This is a genomic window from Streptomyces sp. NBC_01537 (assembly GCF_045040445.1).
Lineage (GTDB): Bacteria > Actinomycetota > Actinomycetes > Streptomycetales > Streptomycetaceae > Actinacidiphila.
Window position 1 is genome coordinate 3,302,531 of the sequence record NZ_CP109392.1, and the last position, 14,012, is coordinate 3,316,542.

17 protein-coding genes are annotated in these 14,012 nt (G+C 71.8%); 9 read left to right on the forward strand and 8 right to left on the reverse strand.

All coding sequences use genetic code 11. From position 1 onward, the window contains the following. Positions 1–5: 5 nt before the first annotated feature. Complete coding sequence (locus OG607_RS14950) at positions 6–764, reverse strand: class I SAM-dependent methyltransferase (protein ID WP_405723423.1); 759 nt, start codon at positions 762–764, stop codon at positions 6–8. Positions 765–844: 80 nt separating this feature from the next. Between OG607_RS14950 and OG607_RS14955 the strand changes: the two genes are divergently transcribed. Beyond that, positions 845–1,474, forward strand: a complete 630-nt coding sequence (locus OG607_RS14955) for a CGNR zinc finger domain-containing protein (RefSeq protein ID WP_405723425.1) — start codon at positions 845–847, stop codon at positions 1,472–1,474. Here the strand turns inward: OG607_RS14955 and sodX are convergent. Then, positions 1,378–1,815: a nickel-type superoxide dismutase maturation protease gene (gene sodX, locus OG607_RS14960; protein ID WP_405723427.1), complete on the reverse strand. Its 438-nt coding sequence runs from the start codon at positions 1,813–1,815 to the stop codon at positions 1,378–1,380. The two genes, OG607_RS14955 and sodX, sit on opposite strands and share 97 nt — an antisense overlap. 161 nt (positions 1,816–1,976) lie before the next feature. Here sodX and sodN point away from each other — a divergent pair, with 161 nt between their 5' ends. Next, positions 1,977–2,372: a superoxide dismutase, Ni gene (gene sodN, locus OG607_RS14965; RefSeq protein ID WP_127358959.1), complete on the forward strand. Its 396-nt coding sequence runs from the start codon at positions 1,977–1,979 to the stop codon at positions 2,370–2,372. Positions 2,373–2,547: 175 nt separating this feature from the next. Here sodN and OG607_RS14970 read toward each other — a convergent pair whose 3' ends face one another. Further along, positions 2,548–2,949 carry a VOC family protein gene (locus OG607_RS14970; protein WP_405723430.1) on the reverse strand — a complete coding sequence of 134 codons (402 nt, stop codon included), beginning with the start codon at positions 2,947–2,949 and terminating at the stop codon, positions 2,548–2,550. A gap of 216 nt (positions 2,950–3,165) precedes the next feature. On the opposite strand from OG607_RS14970, the gene OG607_RS14975 reads away from it, so the two are divergent. Beyond that, entirely contained in the window at positions 3,166–4,635 is a 1,470-nt protein-coding gene (locus OG607_RS14975) for a subtype B tannase (RefSeq protein WP_405723432.1), read from the forward strand. Between the two features lie 35 nt (positions 4,636–4,670). On the opposite strand, the gene OG607_RS14980 is transcribed toward OG607_RS14975, so the two are convergent. After that, positions 4,671–5,141: a hypothetical protein gene (locus OG607_RS14980; protein WP_405723434.1), complete on the reverse strand. Its 471-nt coding sequence runs from the start codon at positions 5,139–5,141 to the stop codon at positions 4,671–4,673. 78 nt (positions 5,142–5,219) lie between these two features. Here OG607_RS14980 and OG607_RS14985 point away from each other — a divergent pair, with 78 nt between their 5' ends. Then, positions 5,220–5,987: a PhzF family phenazine biosynthesis protein gene (locus OG607_RS14985; protein ID WP_405723436.1), complete on the forward strand. Its 768-nt coding sequence runs from the start codon at positions 5,220–5,222 to the stop codon at positions 5,985–5,987. A 125-nt stretch (positions 5,988–6,112) separates the two neighbouring features. Continuing rightward, positions 6,113–7,054, forward strand: a complete 942-nt coding sequence (locus tag OG607_RS14990) for an N-acetylmuramoyl-L-alanine amidase (protein WP_405723438.1) — start codon at positions 6,113–6,115, stop codon at positions 7,052–7,054. A gap of 10 nt (positions 7,055–7,064) precedes the next feature. Here OG607_RS14990 and OG607_RS14995 read toward each other — a convergent pair whose 3' ends face one another. Next, a complete protein-coding gene (locus tag OG607_RS14995) occupies positions 7,065–7,517 on the reverse strand; it encodes a hypothetical protein (RefSeq protein ID WP_405723440.1) in 453 nt (150 codons plus the stop codon). A 237-nt stretch (positions 7,518–7,754) separates the two neighbouring features. Between OG607_RS14995 and OG607_RS15000 the strand changes: the two genes are divergently transcribed. Further along, positions 7,755–8,198: a protein phosphatase gene (locus tag OG607_RS15000; RefSeq protein ID WP_405736776.1), complete on the forward strand. Its 444-nt coding sequence runs from the start codon at positions 7,755–7,757 to the stop codon at positions 8,196–8,198. Positions 8,199–8,250: 52 nt separating this feature from the next. Continuing rightward, positions 8,251–8,697, forward strand: a complete 447-nt coding sequence (locus tag OG607_RS15005) for an SRPBCC family protein (protein WP_405723442.1) — start codon at positions 8,251–8,253, stop codon at positions 8,695–8,697. 29 nt (positions 8,698–8,726) lie between these two features. Here the strand turns inward: OG607_RS15005 and OG607_RS15010 are convergent, their stop codons facing one another. Genes OG607_RS15010 through OG607_RS15020 form a run of 3 tightly spaced genes read right to left on the reverse strand, consistent with a single transcriptional unit; the run spans position 8,727 to position 11,988 of the window. Then, entirely contained in the window at positions 8,727–9,515 is a 789-nt protein-coding gene (locus OG607_RS15010) for an ABC transporter permease (protein ID WP_405723444.1), read from the reverse strand. Then, entirely contained in the window at positions 9,512–11,044 is a 1,533-nt protein-coding gene (locus tag OG607_RS15015) for an ABC transporter permease subunit (protein ID WP_405723446.1), read from the reverse strand. The genes OG607_RS15010 and OG607_RS15015 overlap by 4 nt, the downstream gene beginning before the upstream one ends. After that, on the reverse strand, positions 11,041–11,988 hold the full coding sequence (locus tag OG607_RS15020; RefSeq protein ID WP_405723448.1) for an ABC transporter ATP-binding protein: 948 nt from the start codon (positions 11,986–11,988) through the stop codon (positions 11,041–11,043). The genes OG607_RS15015 and OG607_RS15020 overlap by 4 nt, the downstream gene beginning before the upstream one ends. 113 nt (positions 11,989–12,101) lie before the next feature. Here OG607_RS15020 and OG607_RS15025 point away from each other — a divergent pair, with 113 nt between their 5' ends. After that, on the forward strand, positions 12,102–13,316 hold the full coding sequence (locus tag OG607_RS15025; protein WP_405723450.1) for a sensor histidine kinase: 1,215 nt from the start codon (positions 12,102–12,104) through the stop codon (positions 13,314–13,316). Next, positions 13,313–13,996, forward strand: coding sequence for a response regulator (locus tag OG607_RS15030; RefSeq protein ID WP_405723452.1), 684 nt, complete (start codon positions 13,313–13,315; stop codon positions 13,994–13,996). Before OG607_RS15025 ends, OG607_RS15030 begins: the two co-directional genes overlap by 4 nt. The last annotated feature ends 16 nt before the right edge of the window (positions 13,997–14,012 follow it).

The following is a 14,012-nucleotide window of genomic DNA, read 5'->3' on the forward strand; positions in this document are numbered from 1 at the left end:
CGATGTCACTTCAGCCCCAGGACCACGGCATCGGTCACCGACCGCCACACCGACCGCGCCTCCCCGAAACCCGCGCTGCGCAAGGCGGCCGCGTGCCAGGCCTCCGTCTGGACCTCCCCGTCGGCATGCGCCCCGTAGATCGCGTACCGCTCGGCCGTCGGCTCCGCCAGCACCGGATCCGCCTTGGCCGTCGCCCACCACTCCTCCCAGTCCAGCACCCCGGCCGCCTTCTCCCGCTCCCGGCGGACGCGGTCCTGCTCCTTGGCCAGTTCGTTGAGCCTGGGCGTGGACGGATCCGGCATGTGGTCGGCGTTCATGAAGACCCCGCCGTCCCGCAGCACGCCCGCGATCTGCCCGTACAGCTCCTGGAGCGGCTCCGGCTGGAGCCAGTGCAGAGCGGTCGCCGTCAGGACGCAGTCGTAGGAGTCGTACGGCAGCCGCGCCGTCCAGTCGGGCGTGCGCAGATCGGCCACGACGAACTCGACCCTGCGGTCCCCCTCGAAGTACCCGCGCGCGATGGTGAGCAGCGCGGGGTCGAGGTCCACGCCGGTCGACACCGCGCCCGGGAAGCGCTTCAGCAGCCGGTCCGTGATGCTGCCGGTGCCGCACGCCAGGTCAAGCACCCTGGGCTCGGGGCCGGCCACCGCCTCGACGGCGTCGAGCATGACCCGGAAGCGTTCCTCCCGGTCCGGCAGGTACCACTCCTGCTGCCGGTCCCAGCTGTCCTGCCAGTTCTGCCAGATCTGTGCAGCCTGTCCGGGCATGACGATCCCCTCCAATGCGTAATACCCTTAGAGTCACATCGGTCATTACCAACCGTAGAGCGCAGACGTAAGGACTACCAGTGGAACTGGCCTATTACTCGGACTACGCCGTACGCCTGGTGAACACCGAGGAGCCGGACCGCCGCACCGACACCCTCACCTCGGTCGATGCCGTACGCGCCCTCTTCGGCCCCGCCAGCCAGACCGCCGCCCGGGCCACCGACTCCGACGTCAACCGCCTGCGCGCCGTCCGCACCCGCCTGCGCGGCGTCTTCGAGGCCGCCTCCGAGGCGGACGAGGTCCGGGCCGTCGACCTCCTGAACTCCCTGCTCCTGGAGTTCCCCGTGAGCCCGCAGATCTCAGGCCACGACTATCTGGACGAGAACGGCCGCCACGACTGGCACATGCACCTCGCCGACCACGCCTCGACCGCCACCGCCGCCTACGCCGCGACCGCCTGCATGGGCCTGGCCTTCCAGCTCACCACCCTCGGCGTCGACCGCCTCGGCATCTGCGAGGCCGCCCCCTGCCGCAACGCCTACATCGACACCTCGACCAACCGCTCCCGCCGCTACTGCTCCGACCGCTGCGCCACGCGCGCCAACGTCGCCGCCTACCGCGCCCGCAAGCGCCTGGAGAACGACCGGTCCGTCCTCAGCACCCGCACACACGACACCACCCAGCCGGCCACCCCCGCCACCGACCGCTGAACCCCCATCGGAGGCCTGAACCGCCCCAGTCCCCGCGCCAGCACCAGCTCGTCCGGCACCGTCCCGAACTGCCGGCTGTCGCTCTCCGCGAACGTGTTGTCCCCCAGCACCCACCACCCGCCCTCCCGCCGCTCCACCGCCCGCTTCACGATCAGCAGGTCCTGCTGCAGCGGGTGCCGCAGCACCACGACGTCACCCTCACGGACTACATCCCGCACCGCTTCCGGGCTCTTCACGTACTGGATCAGCAGCCAGTCCCCGTGCCGCAGCGTCGGCACCATCGACGGCCCCGTCACCTCCACCAGCTGATACGGCAGCCTGGCCGCCCTCTGCTCCCGCATGCCCCGCCTCCTCCGCGTCTTTCCTCGCTCCTCGTGCCCCTGTCCACCCAGCCCCAGGGTGACACCAGACTTTTGTCCTAAGCACCCAGGGGCACCCGAGAAAACGCATCCGGCAGGGAGTAATCTCCCACCTGGAAAGACGATCACGAGGAAGGACAGCCATGTTCACTCGCCTGTTCGCGCCCAAGGTTAAGGTCAGCGCCCACTGCGACCTGCCCTGCGGCGTATACGACCCTGCCCAGGCCCGCATCGAGGCCGAGTCCGTCAAGGCGGTCCAGGAGAAGTACCAGGCCAACGAGGACCCGCACTTCCGCGCCCGCGCCATCGTCATCAAGGAGCAGCGCGCGGAGCTCGCCAAGCACCACGTCTCGGTGCTCTGGAGCGACTACTTCAAGGCCCCGCACTTCGAGAAGTACCCCCAGCTCAGCACCCTGGTCAACGACACCCTGAAGGCCCTCAGCGCCGCCAAGGCCTCCACCGACCCGGCGACCGGCCAGAAGGCCCTCGACCTGATCGCGGAGATCGACAAGATCTTCTGGGAGACCAAGAAGGCCTGATCTCGCGCCACGCCGCTGCTTGAACTGCGGCGCTGCCCTGATCCGGAATTTCCGGTCCGCACCCGGTCCGCAGGACGCCGAACACGGAGTCCCTGACGGGCCGGGTGCGGTCGTCTTCCCCGGGCCAGATGCTCCGCGTCCTGCCAACGCGCGCCAGCCGCCTGCCGCCCGCCCGCTACGGGCGGGCGTAGGGGCGGGTCATGATCTCCATGTTGTGTCCGCTCGGGTCGGCGAAGTACGCGCCACGACCGCCGAAGAGGCGGTTGATCCGGCCCGGTTCGGTGTGGCTGGGGTCGGCGAAGTAGGTGACGCCGACGGCCTCCAGACGGGCGATCATGCTGTCGAACCGCGCCTCGGGCACGAGGAACGCGTAGTGCTGCGACTGGATCGGCTCGTCGCTCTTCTCGTAGTAGTCGAGCGTCACCCCGTTGCCGAGATCGACGGGCAGGAACGGCCCGAACGGATCTCCGACCCGCAGCCCCAGAATCGTGGCGATGAACTCGGCGGACAGCCGCCGGTCCCTGGCGAAAACAGCGGTGTGGTTCAGGTGAACGGCAGTCTCTGGCCCGGCAGTCACCCGACCGACCCTAGTGTCCGGTGCCCGAGCCGGCCACCCGATTCTGCCTCTCCGAACGGACCGCACCTGGCCGAAAATGCTTGACGAAATTGTTGACGATCTGATGGACGGTGCATATGTTTCGCATGCGCCGGAAGTGGTTCCTCATTCCGCACCTTCTCCGGCGCGCACTCGGCGCACCCCACGGCGCTCCCCCCACAGGAGAGAGAAGACGCGATGAAGCGAAGGCAGATGGTGAAGGCGCTGGCCGGAACGGCCGCCTTACCGATGGTTGTGAGCACGGCGGGCGGCGCGTGGGCCGCCCCAGGCAAGGCGAAGGACGACGACGTCTTGGCGTTCGACCCGGAGAACTACACCACCGTCACCGCGGCCTTGACGACGGACAGCGGCGTCAAGGCGGTGACGTACCGCTTCTACAAGGCGATCACGTATGTCGCCAGCCCGGTGGACGTGACGTATCAGACCCTCAACGTCAGCGTCCCGGTGGAGATCGACGGCGTGGTGGTCGACGCCTCGGGCGCGCCGATCCTGTTCAGCAACGCGGTCGGCGGCTACATGCCGTCGTCCACGGCCAACGCCACCGGCATCGGGCGGGGCGCGAACCCGCAGTTGGCCCTCGCGTCGGGCTATGTCGTGGTGGAGCCGGGAGCGAGGGGCCGGAGCCTGGTGGACGCGGCCGGCGTCCACTACGGGGTCGCCCCGGCCGCGATCGTGGACCTGAAGGCGGCGGTGCGTTACGTACGCCACAACAAGGGCCGCATCCCGGGCAACACCGACCGCATCGTGGCCACCGGCGTCAGTGCGGGCGGTGCGCTCACCTCGCTGATCGGCGCGTCGGGCGGCAGCGGCCGCTACGACTCGTACTTGGAGGAGCTGGGGGCGGCCGACGCGAGCGACGCGGTGTTCGCCGCCGCGCCGTACTGCCCGATCACCGACCTCGCACACGCCGACATGGCGTACGAGTGGAACTGGGGCACCAATCCTCTCGCCGGCGGCGCGCAGGTCGACCAGGCCCTGTCCACGGATCTGCGGGGGCAGTTCGCGGAGTACCAGGCGTCGCTGAAGCTCCACGGCAAGCACGGCTTCGGCCGTATCACGGCCCGCAACTACGACGAGTACATGGTCAGGACCCATCTGGAGCCGTCGGCCACCAGGTTCCTGGCCGCCCTGTCGGACGCGGACCGCGCCACGTATCTGACCGCCAACCCGTGGATCACCTGGGCCGACGGCAAGGCGTCGTTCGTCTGGGCCGACTTCCTCAGCCATGTGGGCGCCCGCAAGAAGAACGTCCCGTCGTTCGACGCCTTCGACCTGTCCACCCCCGAGACCAACCTGTTCGGCATCGGCACCACGAAGTCGCGGCACTTCACGCTCTGGAGCCTGCGCAAGGCCACCGGCAACGCCACTGCCCGCCTCGACGCGGATCTGCCGGAGACGATCGACCTGATGAACCCGATGTACTTCATCAGGCATCAGAACCCGGGCAGGTCCCGGCACTGGTTCATCCGCGTGGGCACCAAGGACAGCGACACCTCGCTGACCGTCGTGGGCAACCTCACCGCCGGCCTGGAGAACCTCGGCGACAAAGTCGACACGTTCATGTACTGGGACGGCGGGCACGGCGCGAACCAGGACGCGCCCGCCTTCATGACCTGGATCGGCAAGGTCACCGGTTACACCCGGTAGGACCCCTGACCCCTGAAAGGCCCGGGCCGCGTTCCTCAGCCCAGCTGCTCGTGAGCGGCGCCGAGGAACGCGACCTGGGGGCCGCGCAGGTGGTCGCCCACGCGGTCGTGCTCGCCGAGGTCCTCCCACAGGACGTGGTCCACGGCGGTGGCGTAGTCCCGGGCGGGTTGGTGGAGGCCGGGGCCGAAGAGGACGAGGATCATCCGCTCGCAGATCCAGAGGCGGTCGATGAGGGCCCTGGCGGCGGCCAGCCACTCGGGTGTGCGGCCCGAGGGCCAGTCGGCGGCGTCGTAGCGCGCCTCGGCCAGGCGTATGCCCTGCTGGGTGAGCTGGATGAACTCCCGCAACGCCGCCAGCCGTTCGGCACGACGGGCCTCGGCCAGCTGCACGGCCTGCCGCCTGTCCTCGCTGCGGGCGGCCTGTCGTCCCGTGGTGAGCTGGGCCAGGTAGGACATGCCTCCGCCGAGCAGGACACCGATCAGCGATGCCCACACCTGTGTCTGCATGGCGGATGCCTATCAGATGCTTATCAGACAAACACCGGCATCGGGGGCACTGTCCGACCCGGATGTTTCAATACCGGGGTGACCGAACGACTTGACACCCACGCCCTCGCGATACCCGTCGCCCTCGACGTGGTGCGCGTGTTCTGCGGGCCCGACGGCGACCACGGGCAGGACCTGGGCGTGGTCCGCGACGGCTCGGCCGTACGGCGGCCCGCCGACCGGCAGGCTCTGGCGGCGGACCTCGGGCAGGGCCAGACCGTGTTCGTGGACGACCCCGAGCGCGGCGAGATCGATCCGTACGCCGCCGGGGGGCCGCAGCCCTACGCCGGGCACGCGCTGGTCGGCACGGCGTGGCTGCTCGACGTCGATGTGCTCGTCACAGCGGCCGGCGAGGTGTTCGCGCGCAACGACGGGGAGTTCGCCTGGGTCACCGTGCGGGCCGAGTGGGCGCGCCAGGGCACCCTGCGGCAGTGCGCCTCGCCGGAGGAGGTGGACGCGCTCGCCGCGCCCCCCGCCGGTGAGGGACCGGTCTACGCGTGGGCGTGGGAGGACGAGACCTCGGGCCGGATCAGGGCCCGGGCGTTCGACGGCGGGGCGGAGGCGGAGGCGTCGGGAGCACCGGCGGTGCTGCTGACACATGAACTGGACCGCGCGCTGAACATCAGCCAGGGCCGCGGCTCCCAGATCCTGACGGCGCCCGGGCGCGACGGCGAGATCGAGCTCGGCGGGCGGGTCCGGCTGGAGCGGGCCGCCGCGCCGAAGCCGATACCGATGCCCAGGCGGGTGGCGATGCCCCAGCGCTGGGCGGAAGCCCTGTATCCCGTGTCCCGGAAGAGCATCTTCTGACAGGTTTCCCTACGAATATCGCGGCTGCCGTCCGCCCCGTGCAACCTCCGGTATGGTCCGGCTCGTCTGATGCTTGGCACCCGCATCGAGATGACAACGGCCCGATTGACCAGAGGAGTTGAGCGATGTCCACACCCATGACAGCCGATCAGTTCGTGAAGGCGCTGAAGGCTGAGGGAGCAACCGTCGCCGAGCACGCCGGCTGGCGGACCCACAACCGAGCCGGCCACGGGGACTGGGGGCCGGTGCAGGGGGTCGTCATTCACCACACGGCCGGCACCGACAGCCTCAGCCTGTGCTACAACGGCCGCTCCGGCCTGCCCGGTCCGCTGTGCCACGCCCACATAGCGAAGAACGGCACTGTGACGATGGTCGGCAACGGGCGCGCCAACCACGCGGGTACGTTCGCCGCGAACGCGGTCTCGGCGATGAAGAAGGGGTCCAGCAACCACCCCCGTCCGGACGTCGCCGAGCCGATCGACGCCAACGCGATCACGTACGGCGTGGAGGTGGAGAACAAGGGGAACGGGAAGGACCCGTACCCGGAGGCGCAGCGCACAGCGGTGGTGCGGTTCGCGGCGGCCATTTGCCGGTTCCACGGCTGGACGGCGGAGTCGGTCATCGGCCACAAGGAGGGCACCCGCCGGAAGGTGGACCCGAGCTTCAACATGGACGACTTCCGTGACGAGGTGGCGGTCCAGCTCAAGAAGGTGATCGGCAAGACGACGTCAAAGCCGACGAAGCCGACCACGCCGGCCAAACCGGCCAAACCCGTGAAGCCCTCTGTCAGCCTCGCGAACCTCATCGAGGCCGCGAAGAAGGACCCGAAGCTCGCGCAGGGCAAGACCACGCACAAGGCCGAGGTGAAGGTGGTCGAGGACGCGCTCAAGGCGGAGGGGCTGCTGAAGGGGAAGTACGTGGACGGGGCGTTCGGCACCCTCACGGTCGACGCGTACCGGGACTGGCAGAAGAAGTGCGGCTACACCGGGGACGCCGCCAACGGCATACCCGGGAAGGCTTCGCTGACCAAGCTGGGCAAGAAGCACGGGTTCACCGTGAAGGCGTGATGACGGTGGTTCAGGACCGCCGCAGCCGGGACAGCCGGTCCAGCGCCGCGTTCGCGGTGGCCTGGTCACCGGCGGCGAGGCCGAGGCTGACCAGTTCGGCCATGGCTCGTTCGTAGTCCTGGCGGTGGGCGGCCTCGTCGTGGGCGTACAGGCGGAGGTGTACGTCGGCGGCGAGGCCGCAGGCTTCGAGGGCCAGGGCCGGCTGGGGATCGCGGGGGTCGACCAGGTCGGCGGTGAGCAGACGAAGGGCTTCGGCGACGCTGCTGAGGTGGGACGGCGGGGTCGAGGCGTTGTCGACGGCGATACGGGTCCAGCGCAGGAAGCGCGGATGTGCGGTTGCCGGCGCGGGCGGCGGGGGTACACCAGTGCTCGGCCCCGGCGGCGTCCCCGCGGCCGGGGAGAAACTCGCCGGGGTGATGGGCGGACAGCGACTCGCCCGAGTCGGAAGCGGGGCCCGGGGCATAGGCGGTGCCGCTGCGTGCGGGGTGCGGGGTGCGGGAGCCCGCGAAGGCCTCGGGGTGCGGCCGACCCGATCGGCCCGGCCCCGGCCACCGCCGACCCGCCCCACAAGAGCGCGCGACCGCGCGTTCCAGGTCTCGGCATGGCCCCCCGTTCCGGCGTGTCCGGCATGGACTCACCCCGGTTACGCGGTCCGGCCGCCGCGTACCGTCAACTGCGGGGATAGCGTGGGGGTGTGAGCATGACCGAAGGCTGGAATCCGGACGGCCCCGGCGTCCTGCGGCTGCCCTCCGGGCGCCTCGTCCGCGGCCGGGCCCTGCGCCGGCCGCTGCCGCCCGGGCCGGTGCCCACCTACGCCGTCCACCTGCTGGGCAGGCAGCCGCCCGACGCCCCCTGGCCGACCGGATGGCTGCGCTGGCCGGACTTCCGGCTGCCGGCCGACCCCGCGCGGGCCAGGGAGCTGCTCGGGGAGGCCTGGGCCCGGGCCGCGGACCCGGCCGAGCGGGTCGAGATCGCGTGCGGCGGCGGCCGGGGGCGTACGGGGACGGCTCTGGCCTGCATCGCGGTGCTGGACGGGGTGCCGGCCGGGGACGCGGTGGACTTCGTACGGCGGCACTACGACCGCCGGGCCGTGGAGACCCCGTGGCAGCGCCGCTTCGTGCGCCGTTTCGGGGGAACGCGATAGGCGCGGGGGACCGTTGTCTGGGATCCTGGTAGTCCCTATCTGAGGAGCGGCCATGGCCGGTCAGTTCGAGGCGACAGTCGAGATCGACCGCCCCATCGAGGAGGTCTTCGCCTTCCTCGCCGATGGCACGAACGACCCCAAGTTCAGCCCCCGCGTACAGAAGATCGAGAAGACGACGGACGGTCCGACCGGCGTCGGCACCGTCTTCGCCAGCACGGTCAAGGACGCCGGTATGACCACCAGGCGGGAGTTCCGGATCACCGCCTTCGAGCCGTCCACCGCGATCCGCTGGACCGAGCTCTCGAAGAACATCGTGACCGCCGGAGAAGGCGGCTACGACCTCTCCGCCACCGCCTCCGGCGGAACCCGCGTACGGATCTTCAACGTCCTCGAAGGCCATGGCCTGGGCAAGCTCGTCGTCGGCTTCGCCCTGAGCGCGGCCCGCAAGGACGCGGACGCCTTCGGGCAGCGCATCAAGGCCGCCGTCGAGGTGTCCTGAGCCGCGCGTGCCGCTTTACGCGTCCAGCTTTACGCGTCACGTGCACGCAGCAGCACCCCGCCCGCCAGCAGCGCGGCCCCCGCGTACGCGGCCAGCACACCCAGCCCCGGCCACGGCCCGATCGGCAGCCGGCCGAGATTCCGGGTGGCCTGGATGGCGAGGCCCGCCGTCATCGGGGCGTAGCGCTGCATGCGCGCATGCCAGTCCGGGTCGGTGACGAGCTGGGTGATGACCGGGAAGGCGTAGAGCAGCCCGAGGACGATGGTGATGGCCGCCGCCGAGTCGCGCAGCGCGGTGGCCGCTCCGAGGCTGAGCAGTGCGATCAGCCCGAGGTAGAGCACGGACCCGGCGGCCGCCCGGAGCGTGGGGCCGTCGGCGAGGGAGATCAGCGGGTAGCCGGCGGCCGGGGTGAAGCCGTTGCCCGGCAGGATGAGCCGGGCGGCGAGGAGGGAGCCGAGCACGCCCAGTGCGCCGGCGGCCATCGCCGACCCGCTGACGACGGCCGCCTTGGCGGCGAACAGGGTGCTCCGGCGGGGCATCGCGGCCAGGGTCGTACGGATGGTGCCGGTGCCGTACTCGCTGCTCATCGCCAGCGCGCCCAGGATCACCACGGCCGCCTGGCCGAGCCCGACCCCGGAGAGGCCGAGCTTGACGGTGTCCTCGTGGCAGCCGGCCGCCGACCGGCAGAGCCGGGTGGACACGGCCGCCGCCGACAGCGCGCTCACCGCCACCGTCAGCACGGCGATCGCGAGCAGCAGCCGGCCCGTGCTGGGGAGGGTCCGCAACTTGGTCCACTCGGCGTGCAGTTCGTGCCTCATGCGTCCCTCCTGTTCAGCCGCCACACCGCGAGGGCCAGGGCCACGGCGGCGTACGCGCCCAGCACGCCGAGCCCGGACCAGGGGGAGAGCGGGTAGCAGCCGTCCTCGGGCAGGCAGGCGTGGGCGACCTGCGGGTAGGCGTCGGAGGATGTGCCCTGCTGGATGGCGAAGGCGGCGGCCGGGGTGAGCCGCAGCAGCCAGTGACCGGCGGTCAGCGGGAGGGCGTAGGACAGGATCTGCGGGAGTACGACGAGCACGGCGACGAGGGTGATCGCCCCCGCGCTGTGCCGCAGTACGACGCCGAGCGCGAGCGCGAGGACGGCGGCTAGGGCGAGCAGCGCCGCGCTGCCGACGACCGCTCGCAGTGTGGGCGGGTGGGTGAGCGTCATGTGCGCGGCGTACGGCCCGAAACCGTTCGCGCGCAGACTGCGCTGGGCCAGCGGGAAGGCGACGCAGGTCGCCACCAGCCCCGCGACGAAGGTGACGGCGCCGATCACCACGGCCTTGGCCGCCACCACCCGGCCGCGCCGCGGACTCGCGACGAGGGTGGTGCGCATCATGCCGCGCTTGTACTCGGCGGTGATGAACAGCGTCGCCACGGCCACGGCCACCAGCAGGCCGATGGAAACGCCGCTGAGGCTCATCTGGACGAGGTCGGGACCGGTCGTGTCCGGAGCGATGTCGCCTGTCCCGGTGACGGTGACGGTGCCCCCGGATACGGAACCGGGGGACACGCCGGCGTTGTTCAGGTCGCCCTGGCCCACCTCGCCGATGCTCCAGCCCGCCGTGCCCTCCCCCGCACCGGTGAGACCGACGCGGTCCAGGACAGCGGTGACCGGCCGGCCGCCGGCGGTCACCGATGTGCCGCCGAACTGCCGTGTCACCTGTTCGTGCCGGGGCGTCGTGGCGAAGAGCCCGGCCTGCGCGGCGGCCGGAATCCCGGTCACGCGGACCGTGCCGACCCTGGTCCACTTCTCGCCGTCCGCGGACTCGTAGCCGGTGAACGCGGACCCGGCGCGGGTCAGGCGCAGCCAGCGCGGGGAGGCGGCGGAGAGCTTGGCCGTGCTGCCCGCCATGTCGTGGGTGAAGTCGTACTGGAGCCGCACCCCGTGGCCGGGGGTGACCATCAGCGCCACATAGGCCGAGCCCTGCTTCGTGCTCGCCTTGATCATCACCCCGGCCTTGGCCCACGGCTCGGCGCCGTAGCGCTCCGACCCGGTCAGGGACCGTACGCGGGCGGTAATGGCGCCGTCCCCGGTCAGTGTCCGGTGGGCGAAGCCGAAGGAATCGGTCACAACCGTGCCGTCCGGTCCCTGCGGGACGGGCTCACCGTTGTTGGAGGTGTGGTTGCCGGCCGCCCCGAGCAGCGAGATCAGTACGGTCACCAGCGCGGCGGCCGCCATGCCGAGCACCCAGCGGCGTACGGTCCGGAACTTGGTCCACTCGGCGCGCAGCAGCTGCGCGAAGCCGTCGCGGCCGGTCGCCCCAAGGGTGGAGCGGTACGGGGTGATGGTGGGTGTGGTGGTCATCGCGACTCCCCTTCCACGGTTTCCGTGGTGGCGGCCTGGAACTCGACCGCGTCCCGGGTCAGTTCCATGTACGCCTCCTCCAGCGTCGCCCGGTGCGCCGACACCTCGGAGAACGGCACCGCGCCCTCCCCCAGCAGCGCCACGATGCGCCCGGCCGCCAGGCCCGACACGGTGAGCGTGTCGCCTCCGGTGGCCGCCACCGTGGCGCCCGCGCGGGTCAGCACCGTCATGGCCTCGGAGCGCGCGGTCGTGCGCAGCGCGACGCGGTCCTCGGAGGCCGCCGCGAGCAGCTCGCGCACGCTGGTGTCCGCGACGAGCCGGCCCCGGCCGATGACGACGAGATGGTCGGCGCTGTCCTCCAGCTCGCTCATCAGGTGGCTGGACACCAGCACCGCCCGCCCTTCGGCGGCCAGCGAGCGCAGAAAGCCCCGGATCCACCGGATCCCCTCCGGGTCCAGCCCGTTGACCGGCTCGTCGAACAGCAGCACCGGCGGATCACCGAGCAGCGCCGCCGCGATCCCGAGCCGCTGCCGCATGCCCATCGAGTAGCCGCCCGCCCGGCGCCGGGCCACCGACTCCAGGCCGACCAGCCCGATCACCTCGTCGACGCGGCGGGCGGGCAGTCCGTGCGAGTGGGCCAGCCACAGCAGGTGGTCGCGGGCCCGCCGGGCGGGGTGGAGCGCGGCGGCGTCCAGCATGGCGCCGACATGTTTGAGGGGGTGCCGCAGGGCCGCGTAGCGCCGGCCGCCGATCAGTGCGGTGCCCGCGTCGGGGGCGTCCAGGCCGAGGATCATGCGCATGGTGGTGGACTTCCCGGCGCCGTTGGGCCCGACGAAGCCGGTGACCTGGCCGGGGCTGACGGTGAAGGAGAGCCCGTCCACAGCGGTGGCGGGCCCGAACCGCTTGCGCAGGTCGCTTATTTGGATGGTCGCTTCTGCTGCCATGCCAGGAGGTTAGGGAGGCGGGGCGGGCCGGGTCGTCACGTAGGAGAGCCGTCTTCGCATCCCTCTCGTGGGGGACGGCACGGCGGCCCGACTGCCCCAGAATGACGGGTGTGATGTCGTCCGGAACCCTGCGGCCCCTGCGGCTTGTGCGCTCTCTGCGGCTTCTGCGCCGGATCAGCGACGCCCCCGAGTCACTGGTGGCCGCCGCTGCCGTGCTCGCCGTGGCCGAGACGGTCGCGCGGGGCGGCAGCCGGCATGTGAGCCTGCCGGTCGCGCTGCTGCTGTGCCTGTGCACGACGCTGCCGCTCGGCCTGCAGCGTACGTACCCGGCGGCGGCCGCTGTGGCCGCCTCCGCCGCGACGCTGCTCTCGCTCGTACCCTTCCAGTCCCTGACGGTCAGCGGCCTGGCCGTACAGCTGGCGGTCCTCTACCGCCTCGGCCGGGCCGGTTCCCGCCGGCTGACGGTGCTGCTCGTGCTGCCCTTCGTGGCGCTGGCGCTGTCGGGTCCCCCGCACGCCGGCACCGGGGTGCGGGTCCTGTCCGTGCTCCTGGCCTCGCTGGCCTCGGCGGCGGCCGGGGCGGGCCTGGCCCACCGGGCGCGCAGCGAGGCGCTGGAGCACACCGCCGCCCAGCGGGTCATCGCCGACACACTGCTTGCGCATGCCGCGCGGGGCGAACGTGCCCGCATCGCACGCGAGTTGCACGATGTCGTCGCCCACCACATCTCCATGATCGCCGTCCAGGCCGAGACCGCCCGGCTCACCACCCCCGGCCTGCCCACCGCCGGCGCCCAGCGCCTGCTCTCCATCGGCGACACCGCCCGCGCCGCCCTCACCGAAATGCGGCGGCTCCTGGGCGTCCTGCGCGAGGACGCGGGCACGCAAGGCCCCGACCGCCGCCCCCAGCCCGGCCTCCCCCAGCTCATCGAACTCCTCGACGAGGCCCGCGACGCCACCGGCACCGGCACCCGCCTCATCGTCCACGGCCCCGTCACCGCGCTCGACCCCGGCGTCGAACTCACCGCCTACCGCATCGTCCAGGAAGCCCTCACCAACGCCCGCCGCCACGCACCGGGCGCGGCGGTGGACGTGGAACTGCGTTACTGCGACGAGGCGTTGAGGCTCCGCATCCGCGACAACGGCCCGGGGCCGGGTCCGGGGCCCAGTGGTCAAGGCCCAGGCCCAGGCCCAGGCCACGGTCACGGCCTGCTCGGCATGCGCGAACGCGCCGCCACCGTCGGCGGTGATCTGCGCACCGGCCTGGCGACCGGCGGCGGCTTCCTCATCGAGGCCCGGCTGCCGATCAGGACGAAGGCGATGAGCCGGTGATCCGCATCATCGTCGCCGACGACCACGAGGTCGTCCGCGCCGGCTTCGCCGGGCTCCTGGACACCCAGCCCGACTTCACCGTCGTCGCCACCGCGCCCGACGGCGCCGAAGCCGTCCGCCTCTCCCGTCGGCACCGCCCCGACCTCGTCCTCATGGACGTACGCATGCCCCACATGGACGGCATCGAGGCCACCGCCCAGCTCACCGCCCCCGCCCCCGGACCCGGACCCGACAGCCCCCGGGTCCTCATCCTCACCACCTTCGACCTCGACGAATACGTCTACGACGCCCTCAGCGCCGGCGCCAGCGGCTTCCTCCTCAAGGACGTCACCGCCGAGCGCCTCTTCGAAGCCGTCCGCATCGTCGCCGCCGGCGAGGCCCTCCTCGCCCCCGCCGTCACCCGCCGCCTCATCGGCGAATTCGCCCGCCTCCGCCCCAAGCCGGCCGCCACCACCGCCGTCCCTCTCACCGCCCTCACCCCCCGCGAAACCCAGGTCCTCCGCCTCATAGCCGAGGGCCTGTCCAACCCCGAGATCGCCGCCCGGCTGCTGGTCAGCGAGGAGACCGTCAAGACCCACGTCAGCCGCGTCCTGGCCAAGCTCGGCCTGCGCGACCGCACGCAGGCCGTCGTCACGGCGTACGAATCGGGGCTGGTCGTACCGGGCTCTGCGAGCGGCTGATCCAGCCCTGGTTGCC